Here is a 21,806-nt window from a genome sequence, read left to right as displayed (position 1 = left end):
CTCCCATGACCCTTCGTCGCATCGCCGCCCTCTCGTTCAGTGCCGCCCTGCTTGCGGCTGTCGGCATCGGATGCAGGCAACAGCCGTCCGCGGCGGCGCCGCCGCTGGTCTCGCCTCCGGAAATGGCGCTTGTCGGCGCCGTGCTGCTGGACGGCCTGGGCAACTACAGTTTCCCGGTCACCAGCAAGCATCCGGAGGTGCAGCGCTGGTTCGACCAGGGCCTCGCGCTGACCTACGGTTTCAACCACGACGCCGCGGAGCGCGCCTTCCTCAAGGCCACCGAGCTCGATCCCGAGTGTGCGATGTGCTGGTGGGGCGCATCGCTCGTGCTCGGGCCGCACGTCAACGCCGCGATGGACCCCGCAGACAGCGCCGACGCGTGGCATCGCCTGCAACGCGCGCGTGAGCTGGCACCCGGGGCCGACGCGCGCGAGCAGGCCTTCATCCAGGCGCTGACGGCGCGCTATGCACCATCGGCCCCGTCGTCCGGGGATCGGCGTCCACTCGATGAAGCCTACGCAGCCGCCACCCGATTGCTCGTGTCGCAGCGCCCGGATGACCTCGACGCCGCCGTGTTCCACGCCGAGGCACTGATGGACCTGCAGCCGTGGGACTACTACGACCAGGCCCTGCGGCCGAAAGGCCATACGGCCGAGATCGTGGATGTGCTGGAGTCGGTGATCGAGCGCAATCCAGAGCACGCCGGTGCGCTTCATCTGTACGTGCATGCGGTCGAGGCCTCGGCCGATCCGCAGCGGGGCGCCGTCGCGGCCGATCGCCTGCGCGACCTGGTGCCGGGGTCCGGCCATCTGGTGCACATGCCCGCGCACATCTATGCGCGGGTCGGACGCTGGCACGACGCGGTGCTCGCGAACCAGCGCGCGATCGAGGCCGACGATGCCTATCTCGCGATCTGCCGCGGCAACGTGCAGGGCGTGTACCCGCTGGGCTACGTCCCGCACAACCATCACTTCCTGTGGTTCGCCGCCAGCATGGAGGGCAACAGCGCGCTTGCCGGCGAGGCCGCGCGGCACACCGCCGAGCGCACCGACCTGCAGGACCTGATGCGCCAGCCGGGCTTCGCCGGCCTGCAGCACTACTGGATGACGCCGTGGTTCGAGCGCGTGCGCTTCGGGCGCTGGGACGAGATCGCCAACGCGCCCAACCCGGCGGAGGACCTGCCCTACGTCACCGCGATCTGGAACTATGCGCGTGGCGTCGCGGCCGTGCGGCAGTCGCGGCTGGACGATGCCGACCGGTATCTCGCCGCACTGCGTCCGCTTGCCGCCGACCCGCTGATGGACGAGCTGATGGTCTGGGACCGCTACCCGCTGGCCCATGCGGCGAAGATCGCCGAGCGCTCGCTGACCGCGGAACTCGCCGCCGCCCGTGGGGACCATGACGCCGCCGTGGCGGCGCTGGGCGAAGCGACCGCCATCGAGGACGGCATTCCGTATGACGAGCCGCCGGGCTGGCACGCGCCGGTGCGCCATTCGCTGGGCGCGGTGCTGCTGGCCGCGGGGCGTCCGGTGGACGCCGAGCAAGTCTATCGCGAGGAACTCAGCCGCAATCCCGGCAACGGCTGGTCGCTGTTCGGACTGGCGGAAAGCCTGAAGGCACAGCGCAAGTCGGACGAGGCGAGGGATGTGGACCGCCGCTTTGCCGAAGCATGGCAGCACGCCGACATCACGCTGACGGCTTCGCGGCTCTAGCGGCGGCGCGCGCTACTTCCTCAGCGCCGGTGAATCCCAGCCGGGGCGCGGTGCGAAGCGGTCGCCGTGCACCGCCTGCAGGCCCTTGAGCCGCAGCAGCAGCGCGTCCGCGCCGGTTTCGCGCACGTACTGGATCGGGCCGCCGCGGAACGGCGCGAAGCCGGTGCCGAAGATCACGCCCGCATCCAGCAGGTCGCCGTCGGCCACCACGCCCTCGTGCAGCGCGGCGACGGCTTCGTTGACCAAGGGCAGGATCAGGCGGTCCTCAAGGTCGGCCGGGACGGTGTAGTCCTTCGGCACCTCGGGCTTCTTCGGCTTGCCGTTCTCCCATGCGTACAGGCCCTGGCCGTCCTTCTTGCCGCGCTTGCCGGCTTCGGGCGGCGTGGACAGCGACGGCGGGATCGGCAGGCCCAGGAACGGCGCGAGCTCGGCGCCCACGCCGGCGGCCACATCCAGGCCCACGGTGTCGATCAGCTCGATCGGCCCCATCGGCATGCCGAACTTCACCGCCGCGCGGTCGATCACGGCGCCCGGGATGCCTTCGGAGTACGCGGTCGCGGCCTCGAGCATGTACGGGAACAGCAGGCGGTTGACCAGGAACCCCGGCGTGCCCGCCACCGGCACCGGCAGCTTGTCGATCGCCTTGCAGAACGCGGCCAGGCGGCGTTCGGTCTCCGCGTCCATGGCGTCATGTCGCACGATCTCCACCAGCGGCATCATCGCCACCGGGTTGAAGTAGTGCAGGCCGGCGAACTGCGCCGGGCGGACAAGGCCGGTGCGCAGCTCGTCCAGCGGGATCGACGAGGTGTTGGAGGTCAGCAGGGCAGTCGCCTTGAGCTTCGGCTCGACGCCGGCGTACAGCGAACGCTTGGCCTCCGCCTGCTCGATGATCGCCTCGATCACGAGATCCGCCTCCGCCACGCCGTCACCTGCGAGATCCGGTTTCAGCCGCGCCGCGACCTCGGGCCGCTTCGCGTCCACCTTCACCTTCTTCGCGAACAGCTCCTGCGCCCGCGCCATGGCCTTGTCGATATAGACCTGCTCGCGGTCCTGCAGGGTGACCTCGAAGCCCTTGTACGCCGCCCATGCCGCGATGTCGCCGCCCATGACGCCGGCGCCGACCACGTGCACGCGCGCGATGCCACTGTCCTTGCCGCCAAGGCCTTTGAGCCGCTCCTGCAGGAAGAACACGCGCGTCAGGTTGCGCGCGGTCGGGGTGCCGGCAAGCTTGACCACCGACTTGCGCTCGGCGGCCAGGCGCTGCCGGGTGCCGCCGCCGGTCCGGCGCCAGGTCTCGATCAGCGCGTAGGGCGCGGGGTAGTGCTCCTTGCGGGCTTTGCGCGCGACCTGCTTGACCAGCATCGGCGCCAGCAGCTGGCGCGCGGGCCAGGTGTTGGTGAGCCAGCCCATGAAGCGCTGCTTGAACGGTCGCTCCGTGCCCTTGAGCGCCAGTTCGACCGCGGCCTCCACCAGCTGCGCCGGCTCGACCACTTGGTCCACCAGGCCGATGCCCTTGGCGGCCGACGCCGACAGCGTGCGCCCGGTGAGCATCATGTCCATTGCCGCCGGCGTGCCGACCAGGCGCGGCAGACGCACGCTGCCGCCCCAGCCGGGATAGATGCCCAGTTTCACTTCGGGCAGGCCGATGCGCGTGGAGGGGTCGTTGCTGGCCACGCGATAGCGGCAGGCCAGCGAGATCTCGGTGCCGCCGCCCATGCAGAAGCCGTGGATCGCGGCCACCGTGGGGCAGGGCAGTTCGGCCAGGCGCTGGAACGCCTGCTGGCCGCGCCGGATCGAATCGCCGATGGTGCCCTTGGCGTCGAACTCGGCGAACTCGCGGATGTCGGCACCGGCAATGAAGCCGCGGGGCTTGCCCGAGCGCAGCACCAGCCCCTTCGGCGGGTCCAGGGCGAGGCGTTCGAGCAGCGCGTCGAGTTCGACCAGGACGTCCTGGGCAAAGGTGTTGACCGACTCGCCGGCGCGGTCGAATGTCAGCAGGACGACGCCGTCGGGGCGCTGCTCGGCTTGCCAGTGGCTGAAGCGCAGACCATCGAGGCCAGCAATCATGCGGAACCATCCGTCAGGGTACGGGGAACTGCCTATGATCCAGAGTCCGTTTAACCCGCGTCAAATGCCGGGCTGGCCGATCCTGGCTTGCGGGACGATGAACGCGACCCCAGATGATCCTGCAGTGCGGAACTTTTCCGCAGCGTGAAGGTCACATCCCGGTCCCAGGGCCGGTCCCGAGGAGAGCGCCGGCCCATGGCCGATATCGACGATACGCAACTTGACCAGGACCTTGTCCGCCGCGTCCAGCGCGGCGACATGGCGGCGTTCGACCTCCTGGTGCGCAAATACCAGCACCGGGTCGCCGCGCTCGTCGGGCGCTATGTGCGGGACTGGAGCGAATGCCAGGACGTCGCCCAGGAAACCTTCATCCGCGCCTATCGGGCGATCGGCAACTTCCGCGGCGACGCCCAGTTCTACACCTGGCTGCACCGCATCGCCGTCAATACCGCCAAGAACCACCTGGTCGCCAGCAACCGCCGTCCGCCCACCGACGATGTCGACGTGGAGGATGCCGAACATTTCGATTCCGGCTTCGGCCTGCGCGACAACGACACGCCCGAACGCGAACTGATGCGGCAGCAGATGGAACAAACGGTGCTGCGCGCGGTCCAAGCCTTGCCCGAAGAGCTGCGCACGGCCATCACCCTGCGCGAGGTCGAGGGCCTGAGCTACGAGGCGATCGCCGCGCGCATGGATTGCCCGATCGGTACCGTCCGCTCGCGCATCTTCCGCGCCCGCGAAGCGATCGACCTGGAGCTCAAGCCGCTGATGGACACCGGATCCGCGCCCGAACGCGCGGCGCGATGAGCACGATATGACCCACGAAAACGACAACATCGATATCGATTTCCAACTGGCGCCGCCGGACAAGCTGTACGCGCACAACCGCCGGCAGCTGTCGGCGATGCTCGACGGCGAGTTGTCCCCCGACCAGGCGCGCTTCATGCTGCGCCGGCTCCAGCACGACGGCGAACTGGCCGCGTGCTGGGAGCGCTGGCAGGTCTGCGGCGACCTGCTGCGCGGGCACGGCCATGCGCTGTTGCCATCGGATTTCTCGCAGCGGGTGGCGGCGTCGATCGCCGCGCCAGCGACGGGCGAGGCGACCCGCACCGCCGCCGGCGCGGGTCCACGGCGCCAGCATCGCCTGCTGCGCTGGGGCGGCGGCGCGCTGGCCGCGTCGATGGCGCTGGTGGCGCTGTTCATGGCGCGGCAGCTTCCCGATGCGCAGGCGCCGGAGATGGTGGAGGCCATCAGCCCTGCGCGTTCCGCGCCGGCGCTGGTGCAGGACGCGGCGCCGGTCGCGTTGGCTGACGCCGGACGCGCTGCGCTGCCGCCCGGGCCGGGCACACCCACGCCTGTGCCTGCACCTGCACCCGACAACGCCGCGGCCCTGCTGGCTGCTGCCGTCCCGGTGGCGGTCGCGGTGGCGGAAGTCCCGCGCCGCACCGGGGAGCGCAACAGCACCCGCAGCCAGTCCCAGCGTGCGGCCCTCAGGCGTTCGCAGTCCGTCGCAGAGGTCCCGCAGCGCGCCGTGGCCGCCACCGCGGCGCCGCGGTCGGCCGGCCTCGTGCCGGAGGCGTCCGTGCCTGCCGTAGCCGACACCGGTTTCCCGCTGCTGGCCAGCCTGCCGTCGGCCGCCATCGATGGGAATGCCCTGTTTGGCGCGCTGCCGGCCGCGACCACGCGGCCTTGGCCGCGCGCGGTGCTACCGGGCCTGGGGGGCACCCAGCCACTGGCCGTCCGCTATGGCATGCCGCAGGCCGACGCATTCGCACCCTTCCAGCCGCGGCTGGATCGCCATGCCGTACGCCGTGCGCATGATCCCGCGCAGTCGAGGCCGGAGCCGCAGGCCGACTCCGGCCAGGAATCCGCCCCCGAGGCCGGATCCGACCCCGCCAGATGATTTCCGTTCGCCCCCGGCGCGGCTGTCGCGCCGGGGGCGACGGGTCCACCCCACGTTCCATTTCCCTGTCGAGGCCCATTCCCCGATGAAATCGCCTGCCTTCGCCCTTGCCCTGGTCGCACTCACCGCTGCAGGGACGGCCGCCGTCGTGATCCCTGCCGCCACCGCGCAGTCGCAGCAGGACCAGGCCGCGGCCGCCGCCGCGGCCCCGCCCGCCCCGCAGTTGGTCACCGGTCTTCCCGACTTCACCCGCCTGGTCGATCGCGTCGCGCCGGCGGTGGTCAATATCGAGGTCACCATCGGCGCCCGCGGCAACCGCCAGGCGCAGCAGATGCCCGACGAGATGCCCGAGTTCTTCCGCCGTTTCTTCGGCCCGGGCACGCCGTTCCCCGGCGTTCCTCAGGATCCGGGTGGACGCGGAGGCATGTCGATGGGCAGCGGCTTCCTGATGTCCGCGGACGGCTACGTGATCACCAACCACCACGTCGTCGCCAACGCCAGCGACGTCAAGGTGACCTTGCCCGACCGCCGCAGCTTCGCCGCCGAGGTCGTGGGCAGCGACGAGCAATCCGACGTCGCGGTGCTCAAGATCGACGCCAAGGACTTGCCGTTCCTGCGCGCGGGCGACGCCAATGACGTCAAGCCCGGGCAATGGGCGGTCGCGATCGGCTCGCCCTTCGGCTTTGACCAGTCGGTCACCGCGGGCATCGTCAGCGCCGTGGGCCGCGCCAACCGCTACGCCAACCAGCGCTACGTGCCCTTCATCCAGACCGACGTCGCAATCAACCGCGGCAACTCTGGCGGCCCGCTGCTCAACACGCGTGGCGAGGTGATCGGCATCAACTCGCAGATCTTCTCCAACTCCGGCGGCTACATGGGCGTCAGCTTCGCGATACCGATCGACGTGGCGATGAACGTCGCCGGGCAGCTCAAGGACACCGGCCAGGTGCGCCGCGGCCAGGTGGGCGTGCAGGTGCAGGAGATCCGGGCCGACGACGCCAAGGGCCTGGGCCTGCCGGACACGCGCGGCGCGCTGGTGTCGGACGTCATCCAGGGTGGCGCGGCGGACAAGGCCGGCATCGAGCGCGGCGACGTGATCCGCGAGGTCGACGGCACCCGCATCAACCAGTCCAGCGACCTGCCGCCGATGATCGGTGCGCGCGCGCCGGGCAGCCGCGTGACCATGAAGGTCTGGCGTGAGGGCCGCACCCGCGACTTCGCGCTCACCCTGGGCGAACTCGACGAGGGCGTGGTCGCCACCGGCCCGCGGTCGTCGACGCGCGCACCGGCGGCGCAGCAGAGCAATCCGCTGGGCATCGTGGGCAGCGAGATCGGTGAAGAGCAGCGCCGCCGGCTCGACCTGAAGCCGGACGAGGGCGTGGCCATTGCCCGCGTCGAAGGCCTCGCCGCGCGCAGCGCGGGCATCCAGCCCGGCGACGTCATCCTGCAGGTTGGCCGCGTGAACGTGGCCACGCCTGCAGCGCTAGACCGTGAGCTCGGCAAGGTGAAGGCCGGGGAGACGGTGATGCTGCTGGTCCGGAACCGCAGCGGCGGAACCCAGTTCCTCGCCGTCACGCCGCGGGAAGAGGCCAGCAAGTAAGGGAACGATCACGCAAGCTTCGCCCCCATCTGCCCCAAAGGGGCGGATGGGGGCAGCCTGGCGGGAGAGCCACGAGAGCGGGCCTCGCCCTGTGCGACAATGGTCCGTTCGACGCCACCCGGCCGGTAGACGGCCCCGCCTGCGATCCCCATGTCTCCAGACCCGATGCGGAACATCCGCAACTTTTCCATCATTGCCCACGTCGACCACGGCAAGTCGACGCTTGCCGACCGCCTCATCCAGATCTGCGGCGGCCTGACCGCGCGCGAGATGGAAGCGCAGGTGCTCGACAACAACCCGATCGAGCGCGAGCGCGGCATCACGATCAAGGCGCAGTCGGTGTCGGTGCCCTACACGGCGCGCAACGGCGAGACCTACCACCTCAACTTCATCGATACCCCCGGCCACGTCGACTTCAGCTACGAGGTCAGCCGCTCGCTGGCCGCCTGCGAGGGCGCGCTGCTGGTGGTCGATGCCGCGCAGGGCGTGGAAGCGCAGTCGGTCGCCAACTGCTACACCGCGGTGGAGCAGGGCCTGGAAGTGGTGCCGGTGCTCAACAAGATCGACCTGCCCACGGCCGACATCGAGCGCGCCAAGGCCGAGATCGAGGCGGTGATCGGCATCGACGCCTCCGACGCGGTCGCGGTCAGCGCCAAGACCGGACTCAACGTCGAGGACGTGCTCGAGGCGATCGTGCACCGCATTCCGCCGCCGAGGCCGCGCGACACCGACAAGCTGCAGGCGCTGATCATCGATTCCTGGTTCGACAACTACCTGGGCGTGGTTTCGCTGGTGCGCGTGATGCAGGGCGAGATCAAGGCCGGCGCCAAGATCCTGGTGATGTCGACCGGGCGCACCCACCAGGTCGACAAGGTCGGCGTGTTCACCCCCAAGCGCAAGGACATGCCGGCCCTGCGCGCGGGCGAGGTGGGCTGGATCAACGCCAGCATCAAGGACGTGCACGGCGCCCCGGTCGGCGACACGCTGACCCTGGCGTCGGACCCGGCGCCCAAGCCGCTGCCGGGCTTCCAGGAAATGCAGCCGCGCGTGTTCTCGGGCCTGTTCCCCGTGGACGCCGACGACTACCCCGACCTGCGCGAAGCGCTCGAAAAGCTGCGCCTGAACGATGCCGCGCTGCGCTTCGAGCCGGAAAGCTCCGAGGCCATGGGCTTCGGCTTCCGCTGCGGCTTCCTCGGCATGCTGCACATGGAAATCGTGCAGGAGCGCCTGGAGCGCGAGTACGACCTCAACCTGATCAGCACCGCGCCGACGGTGGTCTACGAGGTGCTGCTGACCTCCGGCGAGGTGATGCCGCTCGACAACCCGGCCAAGCTGCCGCCGGCCAACACGATCGAGGAAGTGCGCGAGCCGATCATCCGCGCCAATATCCTCACGCCGCCCGACTACGTCGGCAACGTGATCACCCTGTGCGAAGAGAAGCGCGGCAGCCAGGTCGGCATCCAGTACCTCGGCAGCCAGGTGCAGATCAGCTACGAACTGCCGATGGCCGAAGTCGTGCTGGACTTCTTCGACCGCCTGAAGTCGGTGTCGCGTGGCTACGCCTCGCTCGACTACCACTTCGTGCGCTTCGAGGCCGGTCCCTTCGTGCGCGTGGACACGCTGATCAACGGCGACAAGGTCGACGCGCTGTCGATCATCGTCCACCGCAGCCACGCCGACCGCCGCGGGCGCGACCTGACCGACCGCATGAAGGACCTGATCCCGCGGCAGCAGTTCGACGTCGCGATCCAGGCCGCCATCGGCTCGCAGATCATCGCCCGCAGCTCGGTCAAGGCGCTGCGCAAGAACGTGCTGGCCAAGTGCTACGGTGGCGACATCAGCCGCAAGAAGAAGCTCCTGGAAAAGCAGAAGGAAGGCAAGAAGCGCATGAAGCAGGTCGGCCGCGTCGAAATCCCGCAGGAAGCCTTCCTGGCGGTGCTCCAGGTGGACAACAAGTGAGGGCGGGCGCGTTGGGTGCCGCCGACGGGGTGCGCGCATGAAGTGGTTCGAACTCGGCCTGGTCATCCTGACCTTCGCCTCCGGCCTGGTCTGGCTGGTCGACCGGCTGTTCTTCGCCAAGGCGCGCAAGGCGCGCGCCGGGCTGCTCGACGAAGACCGCGAGCCGGTGGTGGTCGACTACGCCCGCGCCTTTTTCCCGATCCTGGCCGCCGTGCTGCTGCTGCGCGGCTTCGTGGCCGAGCCGTTCCGGATCCCGTCGAGCTCGATGATGCCGACGCTGCTGATCGGCGACTTCATCCTGGTCAACAAGTTCGCCTACGGCCTGCGGCTGCCGGTGAACAACCACAAGATCGTCGAGATCGGACTGCCCGAACGTGGCGACGTGGTCGTGTTCCGGCCGCCGCAGTATCCCGACCAGGACTGGATCAAGCGTGTGGTCGGCCTGCCGGGCGACCGCATCGCCTACCGTGACAACGTCCTGTACGTGAACGGCGAGCCGTCCGCGTACCAGGCCATCGGCGAGTACGTGGGCAAGGGGCGCGGCCAGGAAATGACCGGCGCCACCCTGCTGGCCGAAGACCTGGGCAACGGACGGCACGAGGTGCTCGAGATCGAGAGCCCGCTCTTCGCCAAACATGGCGTGGGCGAGTGGACCGTGCCCGCGGGCGAATATTTCGTGATGGGCGACAATCGTGATAGAAGCGACGACAGCCGCTTCTGGGGCACGCTGCCGGAGACACAGCTCCGGGGCAAGGCGTTCCTGGTGTGGATGAATTTCGACCGCACCGCCGGTGGCGTCGACTTCAACCGCATCGGCACGCGCCTGTGATGCCGGGGAACCGGACCGGTGCCAGAATGTCCACAACGGGGAACGAGGGGAGAGGGGCAATGAGGAATTCGCAACGCGGCATCACCCTGCTCGGGTTCATCATCGTGCTGGCCGTGGTGGGGCTGTTCGCCTACGTCGGCATGAAGCTGTTCCCGATGTATTCGGAGTACTACAGCGTGCGCTCGGCGATGAAGGGCCTGGCCAACGAGCCGGGCATCGCCAACACCGAGCCGCGCAAGATCCAGGACCTGTTCTTCCGCCGGCTGTACATCAGCTACTCGGAAAACGTGAAGCCCGAGCATGTCAAGATCAAGCGCGTGGGAGCCGGCTGGCAGATGGACGTGAAGTACGAAGTCCGCAAGCCGCTGATCGGCAACCTCGACGTCGTGGGCAAGTTCGAGTCCACGCAGATGCTGACCAGGACCGGTGCGGTCGATTGATCCCGTTGCGCGCGTCGCGGGCCATGTGTTCCGCGATCCCGCGCTCCTGGCACAGGCGCTGACCCACCGCAGCGCCGGCGCGCCACACAACGAGCGCCTGGAATTCCTCGGCGATGCCCTGGTGGGGCTGATCGTCGCCGAGGCGCTGTACCTGCGCTGGCCCAAGGCCGACGAAGGCGCCATGACCCGCGCACGCGCGGAGCTGGTGCGCGAGTCGTCGCTGGCGCGACTCGCGCGCGACCTCGAACTCGGCGCGCGAATGACGCTGGGGCCCGGCGAGATGAAGTCAGGCGGCCACCGCCGCGACTCGATTCTGTCGGACGCACTCGAGGCCGTGGTCGGCGCGATCTACCTCGACGTCGGCTTCGAGGCCTGCCGCGCGGCGGTGCTGCCCTGGTTCGAGCCGCATATCGACGCCCTTCCCGCCGGTGGCATCGGCAAGGACCCCAAGACCCGGCTGCAGGAGTGGCTGCAAGCGCGCCAGCGTCCGCTGCCGACCTACGAACTCATCTCGGAAAGCGGCGAGGAGCACGCACGGGTCTTCCATGTCCGCTGCGTGCTGACCGAACCCGCGCTTGAGGCCGAAGGCAGTGGCGGTTCCCGCCGCGCCTCCGAGCAGGACGCCGCATCCGCGGCGCTCGCACAACTGGAATCCATGAAGTCATGACTACTGAAGGCGCAAGCCGCAGCGGGGCAGTCGCCGTCGTCGGCAGGCCCAACGTCGGCAAGTCCACCCTGGTCAACGCCCTGGTGGGCGCGAAGGTCAGCATCGTCTCCAATCGCCCGCAGACCACGCGCCATCGGCTGCTGGGCATCGCGACCTTCCCCGCGGGCCAGCTGCAGCTGGTCGATACGCCCGGCATCCACCGTGGCGAGCGCAGCCAGTCCGCCACCGCCATGCACCGGATGATGAACCGTGCCGCGCGCGGCGCGCTCGAGGGCGTCGATGCCGCGGTGCTGGTGGTCGAGGCCGGCCGCTGGGACGAGGAGGACTCGCTCGCCTACGAGGCCCTGCGCGAGGCGAAGGTGCCCGTGGTGCTGGTGGTCAACCAGGTCGACCGTATCCGAGAGAAGGCCACCCTGCTGCCGTATCTGCAGAAGGCGACCGAGGGGCGTGACTTCGCGGGCGTGCATCCGGTGTCCGCGCTGAAGCGCACCGGCCTGGACGCGCTGGTCGCCCAGCTGCTGTCCCTGGTCCCGGAGGGGCTGCCGGCCTACGACGAGGACGAGATCACCGACAAAAGCCAGCGCTTCCTGGCCGCCGAACTGCTGCGCGAACAGCTGATGCGGCAGCTCGGCGCGGAGCTTCCGTACTCGACCACGGTCGAGATCGAATCGTTCACCGAAGAGACCTCGAAGTCCGGCCCGCTGATGCGTATCGGCGCGGTGATCTGGGTCGAGCGCGACGGCCAGAAGGCGATCGTGATCGGCAAGGGCGGCGTGCGGCTGCGCGAGATTGGCAGCAAGGCGCGGCTGTCGATGGAACGCCTGTTCGGCTGCAAGGTGTTCCTGGAAACCTGGGTGCGCGTGCGCGCCGGCTGGTCCGACGACGAGGCCGCGCTGCGCAGCTTCGGCTACGACCAGTAACCCCGGGCCTGCACTGTAGGAGCGGCTAAAGCCGCGATCGCTGCCCCGGGAAATACGTCGTCCTCCTCGCGGCTATAGCCGCTCCTACAATGTTTCCATGCGCATCCTCGGCGAACCCGCCTATGTCCTCCACGCCCGGCCCTGGCGCGAAACCAGCCTGCTGGTCGAGGTCCTGTGCGCGGAACACGGGCGCCTGGGGCTGGTCGCGCGCGGCGTGCGCGGGCCGCGGCGGCAGGCCCTGCGCGCGGCGCTGCAGCCGCTGCAGCACATCCGCTTCGACGCGGCGCTGCGCGGTGAACTGGCCCACCTGAACGCCGCCGAGGCGCTCGATGCCGCGCCGCGACTGCAGGGCGAGGCCATGCTCTCGGGTTTCTACGCCAACGAACTCGTGCTGCGCCTGGCGCCGCGACAGGATCCGCAGCCCGAGCTGTACGCGACCTATGGCGAACTGCGCACCCGCCTGGGCGCGGGTGAGCCGCTGCCCTGGACCCTGCGGCGCTTCGAGCGCGACCTGCTCGACGCCATCGGCGTCGGCCTGGACTATGCGCACGAAGGCGATGGCGATCCGATCGATCCGGCGGCGCGCTACCGCCTGGATCCCGGGCATGGCCCGGTGCGCGTGCGCGGAGAACGCGGTGGCGAGCGCGGGCGCACCGCTACCGGGCGCGCGCTGCTGGCGCTTGCAGCGGACATGGCGCCGCCCGCGGACGACCTCGGCGGCCTGCGCCGGGTGCTGCGCGAAGTGCTGGAGTCCCATCTCGGGGGGCGGCCGCTGTCTTCGTGGCAGCTGCTGGGGGACCTGGGCCGCGTGTCCGCGCCCCTGGCGCCTCAGGACGGCGGCGAGAGTTCCTGAGCCGCGGCATCGAACAGTGCCAGCGCTTCCGGGGACGCGGGTGCGCGCTCCAGCGCCATTGCTGCGTGTCCCAGTCGCGCCGCGCCCACGAAGCCGCAGCTTGCGCGCAGCCGGTGCAGGACATCGCACAGCACGCCCTGGTCACCATCCCGCGCGGAGCCCATGACCGACGCGTGCGCGGCGGGCAGTTCGGCCAGGAACAGCTGGCGTAGCGCCTCGACATGGGCGCGCTCGCCGTTGAGCGCGCGCAGGGCGGCGGCATCGTCCCAGGCCTGCAAATCAGATCCCGACACCTCCGCAGCATCGGCCGGCCCCGGTGGATGCGGTTCGGCGACGCGTGACCCGGTGCGCCCGGCCAGCGTTCCAGCCAGCGCCGCGCGCAGCGCCGCGGCCGACAGCGGCTTCACCAGCACGGCGTCGAAGCCGGCGTCATGCAGCGCCTGGTGCAGTTCGTGCTCGCGCGCGGCCGTATGCGCGATCGCGGGCGTGGCAAGTCCAAGGCCGCGCAGCTCAGCGAGCAGGCCGGCACCGTCGCCGTCGGGCAGGTGGGCGTCGACCAGCCACAGGGCGTAGGCGATGTTGGCGGCCTGGGCGCGCGCGGCCGCGTGCGTGCCGACGATGTCGACGCTGGCAGGCAACGCCTCCGCCGCGGCGGCGAGGAAGGCGGCGGTGGTCTGGTCGTCCTCGACCAGCAGGATGCGGGGCTTCATCGTCGCGGACGCTCCGGTCGTTATTCTGGCAGCCATGCCCGCGTGGATCTTAACCCTGCTTGGACTGCTTGCGCTGCTGCCCGTGGGCGCGGTGGACGCGCGCACGCTGGTGGCGCGGGTTGCGAAGGTATCGACGCCGGTAGCCACGCTCGAGGGGGTGGAAGTGCGCCTGGCGTGGCCGGCGGATGCGGACGCGGGCGACCTGCGCATCACCGCGCGCAGCGGGCACGCGCCGGATCTCGGCTATCGCTTCCAGGCGCTGGCCTGGCGCTGCCCGCTCCGTCGGGATGGCGCCGGAGGCTGGAGCTGCGAGGGCGAGCTGCGGGAAGGGCGGGGCGCGCCGCTGCGCTTGGCCTTGGCACTGCCGGCGGCGGGCATTGAAGCCTCGCTGTCCGATGGCCACGGCGCGCGTCTGGCACTGCAGCGCGCCAATGCGGCCCCGGACCTCTTCGCTATCGATCTCGCGCAGGTGCCCGTGGCCTGGGCGCAGGCGCTCGCGGCGCGCGCCTGGGCCGATGTGCGCCTGGGCGAAGGCCGCCTTGATGGGCGACTCCGCCTGCATGTTCCGGACGGCGCTGCGATGCATCTGGAAGGCGAGCTCGCGCTGTCGGATGGCGGTTTCGACACCGCGGACGCACGCCATGCCGGGGCCGGACTGGGTGCGCGCCTGGATCTGGACTGGCTGGCCCTGGACGAGGGGCCGCGGATCACGCTTGACGGCGAACTGCGCGGTGGCGAGCTGCTGTTCGGCAGTGGCTATTTCGTGCTGCCCGAACACGTGCTGCCCGTGCAGTTGCGCGCACAGGGCAGGCCCGATGGCTGGGCGTTGACGGCGTTCTCCGCCAGCGATCCGGGCGTGCTCGACGTCCGCGGCCGCGCGACCCTGGTCGGCGCGGACCTGGATGACTTCGCAGTGTCGCTGCGCAGCAGGGACGTCTCGCCCCTGCCGGAACGCTACCTGTCGGGTTGGCTGGGCCTCGCCGGCCTGGGCGGCCTGACCATGTCGGGCGCGCTGGATGTCGATCTCGCAATGGCGGGCGGTGTGTTGGCCACGCTCGACCTGCGGCCGCAGGCACTGGATATCGCCGCGCCCGACGAGCGCTTCCGTTTCGACGGTCTCGATGGCCGCGTGCACCTTGTGTCCTCGGGTCGCGCGGACAGCGAACTGCACTGGCGGGGCGGCGCCCTGGGTGCGATTCCGCTCGGCCCCGCGCGCTTGCCCTGGCACAGCAGCGATGGGGAACTCTGGCTGCGCGGCACCACCGTGATGCCGCTGCTCGACGGCCGGCTCGAGGTGTCCGACGTGCTGCTGCACCCGCCGGGCGCGGGCGGGCCGTTGCGCGTGGAAGGCGCGCTGGCGGTGGAGGCGCTGGACATGACGCAGCTGGCCCTGGCGCTTGGCCTGCCGCCGTTCCCGGGCACGCTGTCGGGCAGCATTCCCGGCGCGCGCTATGTCGGTGACAGGCTCGACTTCGATGGCGGCCTCGTGGTCCACGCGTTCGACGGCGAGGTACGGGTGTCTTCGCTGGCGATGGAGCGGCCCTTCGGCGTCGCGCCTACGCTGCTGGCCGACGTTGCCCTGGACGGCCTCGACCTGCAGGCGCTGACCGGCGTGTTCGAGTTCGGCAGCATCAGCGGGCGCCTGCATGGCCAGGTCGAGGGTCTGCGCCTGGTTGACTGGGAGCCGGTGGCTTTCGACGCCGAACTCCACACCGAGGGGCGCCGGGGCGTGCGCCAGCGCATCAGCCAGCGCGCGGTGCAGAACATCTCCAGCGTCGGCGACGCCTCGTTCACCGCGAGCCTGCAGGGCCAGCTGCTGGGGCTGTTCGACGACTTCGGCTACCGGCGAATCGGTATCTCCTGCCGGCTGGCGAACGGCGTCTGCACGATGGCGGGGCTTCATCCCCGCGACGGCGGGTTTGTTATCGTCGAAGGGGCCGGACTGCCGCGCCTGGACATCGTGGGCTTCAACCGGGACGTCGACTGGGAAACCCTGGTCGAACGCCTGGCCGCGGTGGGTTCCGGCGACGTTTCGCCGGTGTTCGATTGAACCGTCCGAGGAGGACTTCATGCGCTTGTCCGGTCTGCCATTCGTCGCCGCGCTGGCGCTCACCGCCTGCGTCACCATCAACGTGTATTTCCCCGCGGCCGAAGCGCGCGAGGCGGCGCGCGAGTTCGTCGAGAACGTGATCGGGGAAGAGGCCGCGGCCCCGGCACCGGACGTACCCGGCAACGGCACCCCCGGCGGCATGGCGTTGCGCGCGGCGCCGGCAGCGCAGCGCGCGGGCTTCGATCCATGGATGCTGCTGGGCATCGCGCCCGCACACGCGCAAACGCCCGACATCACCATCCGCACGCCCGCGATCCAGGCGATCCAGCAGCGGATGGAGTCGCGCTTCTCGTCCAGCCTGCGCCCGCACTTCGACAGCGGTGCGCTGGGCTTCAGCGGTGACGGCATGGTGGTGTTGCGCGACGCATCGAAGCTGCCACTGAAGGACCGCGTGGCGGTGAACGCCGCCGTGGCCGACGACAACCGCGACCGCAACGCGGTCTACCGCGAGATCGCCGTCGCCAACGGCCATCCGGAATGGGAGAAGCAGATCCGCGAGGTGTTCGCGCGGCAATGGGTCGCCAGTGCGCGCGCCGGCTGGTGGTACCAGCAGGGTGGGAGCTGGAAGCAGAAATAACGGCCAAGGCTTGGCGCGGGGCTTCTGCGACAATGGCGGGCCGTTCCAGACAGGCATCTTCCGGCATTGGCCCGCATCAACCAGACCCCTTTCGAGGTCGAGATCCTCGACCTCGGCCCTGACGGCCGCGGTATCGCCCGCCGGCCCGTGGACCATCCGCATGCCGGCAAGACCGTGCTCGTTGCCGGTGCTCTGGCCGGCGAGCGCGTGCTGGCGCGCCAAACCGGGCGCGCCCGCGAGTACGACCAGGCCGAGACGGTCGAGGTGCTGCAGGCCTCGCCCGAGCGCGTCGAGCCGCGTTGTCCGCACTTCGGCGTCTGCGGCGGCTGCAGCCTGCAGCACATGGCCGGGGACCGGCAGATCGTCGCCAAGGCGCGCGTGCTGGCCGACGACTTCGAGCGTGCCGGGCCGGTCCGCCCTGAAACCTGGCTGCCACCGCTCACCGGCCCGGCCTGGGGCTATCGCCGCAAGGGCCGGTTCTCCGTGCGCCACGTGGAGAAAAAGGGCAAGACCCTGGTCGGCTTCCGCGAGCGCGATCCGCGCTTCGTCGCCGAGCTGCGCGAGTGCCACACCGTGATCCCGGAGCTGGGGAGCCGCATGGAAGCGCTGGCACGGCTGGTCGATGGCCTCGATGCGCGGGCGGCGATCCCGCAGATCGAGTTCGCCGCCGGCGACGATGCCATCGCGCTGGTGGTCCGCCACCTCGAGCCGCTGGGCGACGGCGACCGGGCGGCGCTCGTGGCCTTCGCGCAGGCGAACGGCTTCGCCATGTTCCTGCAGCCGAAGGGCATCGACTCCGTGGCGCCGCTGTGGCCGCTGGATCCGAAGCTGTCGTTCCGGCTGGCGCCCTGGGATGTCGAACTGGCGTTCCAGCCGCTGGATTTCATCCAGGTCAACGCCGGGCTCAACGCGAAGATGATCGCGCACGCGCTGGAACTGCTCGATGTGCAGCCGGATGATCGCGTGCTCGACCTGTTCTGCGGACTCGGCAACTTCAGCCTGCCGCTGGGGCGCGTCGCGTCGGAAGTCGTGGGCGTGGAAGGCGATGCCGGGCTGGTGGCACGCGCGCGTGACAACGCGGCGCGCAACGGCATGGGGCACGTCAGCTTCCACGTCGCCGACCTGGCCACCGATCTTTCGCAGGAGCCATGGATGCGCGCCGGCTTCGACAAGCTGCTGCTCGATCCCGCCCGCGCCGGCGCGCTGGAGGTGCTGCGCCAGCTTCCGCTGGAAGGACTCAAGCGCATCGTCTACGTCAGCTGCCATCCCGGGTCGCTGGCGCGCGACGCCGCGTACCTGGTCAGCGAGCGCGGCTGGCACCTGCGCGCCGCTGGCGTGATGGACATGTTCCCGCACACCGCCCACGTCGAGTCGATCGCGGTCTTCGAACCTGCCCTGCCGGCGCAGTTGGCCCCATCGGACCCGTCGGCCCTGTCGGCCCCGTTCCCCCTCTAGGGGCAGCTACAGCTGCGACCTGACCCGCGGGATCGTACTTGCACACGCATTACCCTGAATTCCGATCGCAGCTATAGCTGCTCCCGCACAGAGGACTTGAATGGCCATCGAGATCGAACGCAAATTCCTGGTGACCGGCGACGGCTGGCGCGCAGCCGCGCACGCCGTCGTCCCGATGGCGCAGGGCTACCTCAACGACCAGTCCTCGATGGACGAGGGCCGACAGCGCGCTTCGGTGCGGGTGCGCCTGGAGGGCGAGGGTGCCTTCCTCAACATCAAGTCGCGCGAGCTCGGCCACACGCGGCAGGAATTCGAGTACCCGCTGCCCGTGGGCGAGGCGCGCGACCTGCTCGCGCTCTGCGTGGGCGGGCTGGTTGAGAAGCGCCGCCACCTGGTGCGCCATGGCGGCCATCTCTGGGAAGTCGACGAATTCCTTGGCGACAACGCCGGCCTGGTGGTGGCCGAAATCGAACTCGGAAGCGCCGACGAGACCTTCGAACACCCCGACTGGCTGGGCGTCGAGGCGACCGACTGCCCGCGCTACTACAATCTGGCACTGGCCGCGCGTCCGTACTCGCAGTGGAGCGGGGCGGAACGCGCGGGGCCGGCAGCCTAAGGAGAAGACCATGCTCGTCATCGGCGTCGCCGGTACCGGACTCACCGCCCAGGAGCGCGACTGGCTGCAGCACGATGCCTGCGCCGGCGTGATCCTGTTCACCCGCAACTTCGCCTCGCGCGCGCAGGTGGCCGAACTGTCGGCCGCCATCCGCGAAGCCGCGCCGCGCCCGCAGCTGGTCTGCGTCGACCAGGAGGGTGGACGCGTGCAGCGATTCCGCGAGGGCTACAGCGCGCTGCCGCCGCTCGAGGTCTTCGGCCGCGACTACGCGCGCGACCCCGAAGGTGCCCTGGCCCGTGCCCGCGAGCACGCCTGGCTGATGGCGAGCGAGGTGCGCGCATCGGGCGTCGACCTCAGCTTCGCGCCGGTGGTCGACCTCGGTCGCGGCAACCTCGCCATTGGCGACCGCGCCTTCTCGGATGATCCGGCCGTGGTCGCCGCCTTCACCCGGGCCTATGTCGATGGCATGCACCAGGCCGGTATGGCGGCCACTCTCAAGCACTTCCCCGGACACGGTTCGGTGCGCGAGGACACCCACTTCGACGACGCCGTCGACGACCGCCCGCTGGATGTGATCCGCGCCGAGGATCTGGTGCCCTTCGTTGCCGGCATCGATGCCGGCGCCGACGCCGTGATGCTGGCGCACGTGGTCTATCCGCAGGTGGCGCCGGAGCCGGCCGGCTATTCGCCGCGCTGGATCAACGGGATCCTGCGGCAGGAGATGGGCTTCCGCGGCGTGGTCTTCTCCGACGACATCGGCATGGCCGCGGCGCACGGGGTGGGCGGCATCAAGGCACGCGTCGACGCGCACCTCGACGCCGGCTGCGACGTGGTGCTGGTCTGCCATCCGGAACTCGTGGAGGAATCCCTGGCGGCAGTCGATGGCCGCAGCCTCAACACCATGGCGCTGGCCGGGCTGATGGGGCGGGGCGCGCTGGGCTGGGACGGACTGCTGGCCGACGCACGCCATGGCCGCGCCGCGGCGAGCCACGGCGGCGGGGTGGTGGCATGACTGCGCCCCCGCTCGCGACCGTCATGGTCGATGCCGACGTCATCCACGACCGCGCCACGCTCGAGGCGGCGATCCAGGGCATGGCCGAGGCCATCCACACCGAGTACGCCGGCGACGAACGCGCGCCGCTGTTCGTGACCATCATGAACGGCGGCATGCCCTTTGCCGTGCAGCTCGCGTTCGCGCTGGGCGAGCGCGGGCTCGACCTCGAGTTCGACTACCTGCACGCGACCCGCTATCGCGGCAGCACCAGTGGTTCGCGCCTGGCCTGGTTGCACCGCCCGGCGACGCCGATGCGCGGCCGCCGCGTGCTGCTGGTCGATGACATCCTCGACGAGGGCCACACGCTGCAGGCCGTCACCCGCTGGTGCGAGGACGAAGGCGCGGCCGACGTGCGCGTGGCGGTGCTGGCCACCAAGGTCCACGACCGCTGCGTCGACGGCGTCTGCGCAGACTGGTCGGGCGTCGAGGTGCCTGACCGCTACGTCTTCGGTTACGGCATGGACTACAACGAACAGGGCCGCAACCTGCCCGCCATCTACGCGCTGGCCGACTGAGCCGCGCACGCACCGGAGACCGCCGTGTCCGCGCATACCGATGAACCCATCGCCCTGGCGGTGATTGGCGGCACCGGCCTCTACCAGCTGGCCGGGCTGGAGGATGTGGAATCGCATCAGCCGGTCACGCGCCATGGCGCGCTGTCCGGGCCGGTGCGCGTGGGCCGCATCGGCGGCCATCGCGTGGCGTTCCTGGCGCGTCATGGCGAAGGCCACTCGGTGCCGCCGCACCTGGTGAACTACCGCGCCAACCTCGCCGCGCTGCAGTCGCTGGGCGCCACGCGCGTGCTCGCGCTCAATACCGTGGGCGGCATCACCGAAGGCTTTGGCCCGCGCGTGCTCGCTTGCCCCGACCAGCTCATCGACTACACCTGGGGCCGCATCTCCACCTACTGCGAAGAGCCGGGCACCGAGGTGCTGCACGTCGACTTCGGCGATCCCTACACGCCGTCGCTGCGCCGCAGGATCATCGATGCGGCGGCGACTGTCGGGGTCGCGCTGGTCGATGGCGGCTGCTACGGCGCGACGCAGGGTCCGCGCCTGGAGACGCGCGCGGAGATTTCGCGCATGCGCCGCGACGGTTGCGACCTCGTCGGCATGACCGGAATGCCCGAGGCCGGGCTCGCCCGCGAGCTTGGCCTGGACTACGCATGCCTGGCCATCGTCGCCAACTGGGCGGCCGGTGCTGGACCCCAGATCGACGAGGTGATCACGCTCGATGACGTGCTCGCGAACGTCGCCGCGGCCTCCTCGGGCCTGCCAACCCTCGTCGGAGCGATGCTGGCCGGGTGATTGCGCACGGCACGAAGCCTTTGCATACTCGGGCAGCGTGTGTCCGGTCCCTTGCAGGTCGGGGCGCGCAATCGTAACCAGACGAGGTGTAAGAGTCATGCAATACGGCACAGTGAAGTGGTTCAACGACGCCAAGGGTTTCGGCTTCATCGCTCCCGAGGACGGCAGCGCGGACGTGTTCGTGCACTACTCGGCGATTTCTTCCGACGGCTTCCGCAGCCTGCAGGAAGGCCAGCGCGTCAGCTATGAAGTCACTCAGGGCCCGAAGGGCGCGCAGGCGGCAGGGGTGGCGGCTGTCGCTTGAGTGGCACGCGGTTGCAGTATTTCCTGTTCCAGGGTCCCGGGTGTTCCGGGACCCTTTTTTTGTCGTCAGCCCGCACTGCGGAAGGTCAGGTTGATGCGCTCCGCGCCGAGCCGCGGGTGCGCCACGTCCTTCAGCGGAGCGACGCCGTGGAAGCGCAGGCGGTCCTCGCCGCCCCAGACGACGACGTCGCCGTGGTGCAGGGGCACCTTCGCGGGCCGGTCGGCGCGCGCGTGGCCGCCGAACAGGAAGATGGCGTCCATGCCCAGCGAAACGGAGACGATCGGCGCGTCGAGATCGCGCTCGTCTCTGTCCTGGTGCAGTGACATGCGTGCGCCGGGACGGTAGCGGTTGATCAGGCAGGCATCGGATTCGAAGCCGTTGAAGCCGGCCGCAGCCGCGGCGTCGGCTGCCAGGGCTGCGAACGTGGCGGGCATGTCCGGCCAGGGCAATCCGCTCTCCGGATCCGTGGCCGTATAGCGGTAGCCATGGCGGCTGGTGGTCCAGCCGAGTCGCCCGCAGTTCGTCATCGCCACCGACATGGTGAAGCCGCCGCGCGTCTGCATCTGGCGGAACGGCGCGCGTGCCGCCACGGCCTCGATGGCCCGCAGCAGTTCGTCTACGCAGGGCAGGGCGAAACCGCGCAGCACGCAGGCCTGCGGCCCGATGGTTTCGCGATGATCGTTGCCGGGCTCGGCGAACAGGTCTGGATGCATGGCTTGA

Annotated in this window: 21 protein-coding genes; 18 read left to right on the top strand and 3 right to left on the bottom strand. The window is 70.2% G+C overall.

All coding sequences use genetic code 11. The features are described 5' to 3' along the window. The first annotated feature begins 5 nt into the window (after window positions 1-5). On the top strand, window positions 6-1,712 hold the full coding sequence (locus ACW5F0_RS10885) for a hypothetical protein (RefSeq protein ID WP_456999735.1): 1,707 nt from the start codon (window positions 6-8) through the stop codon (window positions 1,710-1,712). A 12-nt stretch (window positions 1,713-1,724) separates the two neighbouring features. Here ACW5F0_RS10885 and ACW5F0_RS10880 read toward each other — a convergent pair whose 3' ends face one another. After that, window positions 1,725-3,779 carry a 3-hydroxyacyl-CoA dehydrogenase NAD-binding domain-containing protein gene (locus tag ACW5F0_RS10880; protein ID WP_456965896.1) on the bottom strand — a complete coding sequence of 685 codons (2,055 nt, stop codon included), beginning with the start codon at window positions 3,777-3,779 and terminating at the stop codon, window positions 1,725-1,727. Window positions 3,780-3,974: 195 nt separating this feature from the next. Between ACW5F0_RS10880 and rpoE the strand changes: the two genes are divergently transcribed. The 9 genes from rpoE (at window position 3,975) to recO (ending at window position 12,953) form a co-directional block, all read left to right on the top strand. Further along, a complete protein-coding gene (gene rpoE / locus ACW5F0_RS10875) occupies window positions 3,975-4,589 on the top strand; it encodes an RNA polymerase sigma factor RpoE (RefSeq protein WP_456965897.1) in 615 nt (204 codons plus the stop codon). 7 nt (window positions 4,590-4,596) lie between these two features. Then, on the top strand, window positions 4,597-5,685 hold the full coding sequence (locus ACW5F0_RS10870) for a sigma-E factor negative regulatory protein (protein WP_456965898.1): 1,089 nt from the start codon (window positions 4,597-4,599) through the stop codon (window positions 5,683-5,685). Window positions 5,686-5,770: 85 nt separating this feature from the next. Continuing rightward, entirely contained in the window at window positions 5,771-7,285 is a 1,515-nt protein-coding gene (locus ACW5F0_RS10865) for a Do family serine endopeptidase (RefSeq protein ID WP_456965899.1), read from the top strand. 165 nt (window positions 7,286-7,450) lie between these two features. Next, a complete protein-coding gene (gene lepA / locus ACW5F0_RS10860; protein ID WP_456966020.1) occupies window positions 7,451-9,244 on the top strand; it encodes a translation elongation factor 4 in 1,794 nt (597 codons plus the stop codon). Window positions 9,245-9,281: 37 nt separating this feature from the next. After that, window positions 9,282-10,073: a signal peptidase I gene (gene lepB / locus ACW5F0_RS10855; RefSeq protein WP_456999734.1), complete on the top strand. Its 792-nt coding sequence runs from the start codon at window positions 9,282-9,284 to the stop codon at window positions 10,071-10,073. 59 nt (window positions 10,074-10,132) lie between these two features. Continuing rightward, window positions 10,133-10,513, top strand: coding sequence for a DUF4845 domain-containing protein (locus tag ACW5F0_RS10850; RefSeq protein WP_456965901.1), 381 nt, complete (start codon window positions 10,133-10,135; stop codon window positions 10,511-10,513). Then, entirely contained in the window at window positions 10,500-11,180 is a 681-nt protein-coding gene (gene rnc / locus ACW5F0_RS10845) for a ribonuclease III (protein WP_456965902.1), read from the top strand. Before ACW5F0_RS10850 ends, rnc begins: the two co-directional genes overlap by 14 nt. Then, window positions 11,177-12,100, top strand: a complete 924-nt coding sequence (era, locus tag ACW5F0_RS10840; protein WP_456965903.1) for a GTPase Era — start codon at window positions 11,177-11,179, stop codon at window positions 12,098-12,100. The genes rnc and era overlap by 4 nt, the downstream gene beginning before the upstream one ends. A gap of 97 nt (window positions 12,101-12,197) precedes the next feature. Beyond that, window positions 12,198-12,953: a DNA repair protein RecO gene (gene recO / locus ACW5F0_RS10835; protein WP_456999733.1), complete on the top strand. Its 756-nt coding sequence runs from the start codon at window positions 12,198-12,200 to the stop codon at window positions 12,951-12,953. On the opposite strand, the gene ACW5F0_RS10830 is transcribed toward recO, so the two are convergent. Further along, window positions 12,929-13,663, bottom strand: coding sequence for a response regulator (locus ACW5F0_RS10830; RefSeq protein ID WP_456999732.1), 735 nt, complete (start codon window positions 13,661-13,663; stop codon window positions 12,929-12,931). The genes recO and ACW5F0_RS10830 overlap by 25 nt on opposite strands. A gap of 34 nt (window positions 13,664-13,697) precedes the next feature. On the opposite strand from ACW5F0_RS10830, the gene ACW5F0_RS10825 reads away from it, so the two are divergent. The 8 genes from ACW5F0_RS10825 (at window position 13,698) to cspE (ending at window position 21,086) form a co-directional block, all read left to right on the top strand. Further along, the gene (locus ACW5F0_RS10825; protein ID WP_456999731.1) at window positions 13,698-15,713 is read left to right on the top strand and encodes a hypothetical protein; all 2,016 of its coding nucleotides are present in this window, start codon (window positions 13,698-13,700) and stop codon (window positions 15,711-15,713) included. 19 nt (window positions 15,714-15,732) lie between these two features. Beyond that, entirely contained in the window at window positions 15,733-16,350 is a 618-nt protein-coding gene (locus ACW5F0_RS10820; protein ID WP_456999730.1) for a YdbL family protein, read from the top strand. A gap of 66 nt (window positions 16,351-16,416) precedes the next feature. Then, entirely contained in the window at window positions 16,417-17,805 is a 1,389-nt protein-coding gene (rlmD, locus tag ACW5F0_RS10815; RefSeq protein WP_456999729.1) for a 23S rRNA (uracil(1939)-C(5))-methyltransferase RlmD, read from the top strand. Window positions 17,806-17,905: 100 nt separating this feature from the next. Then, window positions 17,906-18,421 carry a CYTH domain-containing protein gene (locus ACW5F0_RS10810; protein WP_456999728.1) on the top strand — a complete coding sequence of 172 codons (516 nt, stop codon included), beginning with the start codon at window positions 17,906-17,908 and terminating at the stop codon, window positions 18,419-18,421. A gap of 10 nt (window positions 18,422-18,431) precedes the next feature. Beyond that, a complete protein-coding gene (nagZ, locus tag ACW5F0_RS10805) occupies window positions 18,432-19,433 on the top strand; it encodes a beta-N-acetylhexosaminidase (protein WP_456965910.1) in 1,002 nt (333 codons plus the stop codon). Next, on the top strand, window positions 19,430-19,990 hold the full coding sequence (locus ACW5F0_RS10800) for a hypoxanthine-guanine phosphoribosyltransferase (protein WP_456965911.1): 561 nt from the start codon (window positions 19,430-19,432) through the stop codon (window positions 19,988-19,990). The genes nagZ and ACW5F0_RS10800 overlap by 4 nt, the downstream gene beginning before the upstream one ends. A gap of 24 nt (window positions 19,991-20,014) precedes the next feature. Continuing rightward, entirely contained in the window at window positions 20,015-20,782 is a 768-nt protein-coding gene (locus ACW5F0_RS10795) for an S-methyl-5'-thioinosine phosphorylase (RefSeq protein WP_456965912.1), read from the top strand. Between the two features lie 97 nt (window positions 20,783-20,879). Further along, the gene (gene cspE / locus ACW5F0_RS10790) at window positions 20,880-21,086 is read left to right on the top strand and encodes a transcription antiterminator/RNA stability regulator CspE (protein WP_456965913.1); all 207 of its coding nucleotides are present in this window, start codon (window positions 20,880-20,882) and stop codon (window positions 21,084-21,086) included. A 65-nt stretch (window positions 21,087-21,151) separates the two neighbouring features. Here the strand turns inward: cspE and alkB are convergent, their stop codons facing one another. Beyond that, window positions 21,152-21,799, bottom strand: coding sequence for a DNA oxidative demethylase AlkB (gene alkB / locus ACW5F0_RS10785; protein WP_456965914.1), 648 nt, complete (start codon window positions 21,797-21,799; stop codon window positions 21,152-21,154). Between the last annotated feature and the right edge of the window lie 7 nt (window positions 21,800-21,806).

This window comes from Luteimonas sp. A534 (assembly GCF_054072805.1).
The sequence above is the reverse complement of the archived record's forward strand: the minus strand, read 5'-3'. Positions and strand labels throughout refer to the sequence as shown.

Bases quoted from the DNA above. Each gene is read 5' to 3' on its own strand.
- ACW5F0_RS10800 (WP_456965911.1), top strand. From the start codon at position 19,430: ATGACTGCGCCCCCGCTCGCGACCGTCATGGTCGATGCCGACGTCATC.
- alkB (WP_456965914.1), bottom strand. From the start codon at position 21,799: ATGCATCCAGACCTGTTCGCCGAGCCCGGCAACGATCATCGCGAAACC.
- cspE (WP_456965913.1), top strand. From the start codon at position 20,880: ATGCAATACGGCACAGTGAAGTGGTTCAACGACGCCAAGGGTTTCGGC.
- ACW5F0_RS10820 (WP_456999730.1), top strand. From the start codon at position 15,733: ATGCGCTTGTCCGGTCTGCCATTCGTCGCCGCGCTGGCGCTCACCGCC.
- ACW5F0_RS10810 (WP_456999728.1), top strand. From the start codon at position 17,906: ATGGCCATCGAGATCGAACGCAAATTCCTGGTGACCGGCGACGGCTGG.
- rpoE (WP_456965897.1), top strand. From the start codon at position 3,975: ATGGCCGATATCGACGATACGCAACTTGACCAGGACCTTGTCCGCCGC.
- ACW5F0_RS10830 (WP_456999732.1), bottom strand. From the start codon at position 13,663: ATGAAGCCCCGCATCCTGCTGGTCGAGGACGACCAGACCACCGCCGCC.
- lepA (WP_456966020.1), top strand. From the start codon at position 7,451: ATGCGGAACATCCGCAACTTTTCCATCATTGCCCACGTCGACCACGGC.
- era (WP_456965903.1), top strand. From the start codon at position 11,177: ATGACTACTGAAGGCGCAAGCCGCAGCGGGGCAGTCGCCGTCGTCGGC.
- recO (WP_456999733.1), top strand. From the start codon at position 12,198: ATGCGCATCCTCGGCGAACCCGCCTATGTCCTCCACGCCCGGCCCTGG.
- ACW5F0_RS10885 (WP_456999735.1), top strand. From the start codon at position 6: ATGACCCTTCGTCGCATCGCCGCCCTCTCGTTCAGTGCCGCCCTGCTT.
- ACW5F0_RS10850 (WP_456965901.1), top strand. From the start codon at position 10,133: ATGAGGAATTCGCAACGCGGCATCACCCTGCTCGGGTTCATCATCGTG.
- ACW5F0_RS10825 (WP_456999731.1), top strand. From the start codon at position 13,698: ATGCCCGCGTGGATCTTAACCCTGCTTGGACTGCTTGCGCTGCTGCCC.
- lepB (WP_456999734.1), top strand. From the start codon at position 9,282: ATGAAGTGGTTCGAACTCGGCCTGGTCATCCTGACCTTCGCCTCCGGC.
- ACW5F0_RS10865 (WP_456965899.1), top strand. From the start codon at position 5,771: ATGAAATCGCCTGCCTTCGCCCTTGCCCTGGTCGCACTCACCGCTGCA.
- ACW5F0_RS10880 (WP_456965896.1), bottom strand. From the start codon at position 3,779: ATGATTGCTGGCCTCGATGGTCTGCGCTTCAGCCACTGGCAAGCCGAG.
- ACW5F0_RS10870 (WP_456965898.1), top strand. From the start codon at position 4,597: ATGACCCACGAAAACGACAACATCGATATCGATTTCCAACTGGCGCCG.
- nagZ (WP_456965910.1), top strand. From the start codon at position 18,432: ATGCTCGTCATCGGCGTCGCCGGTACCGGACTCACCGCCCAGGAGCGC.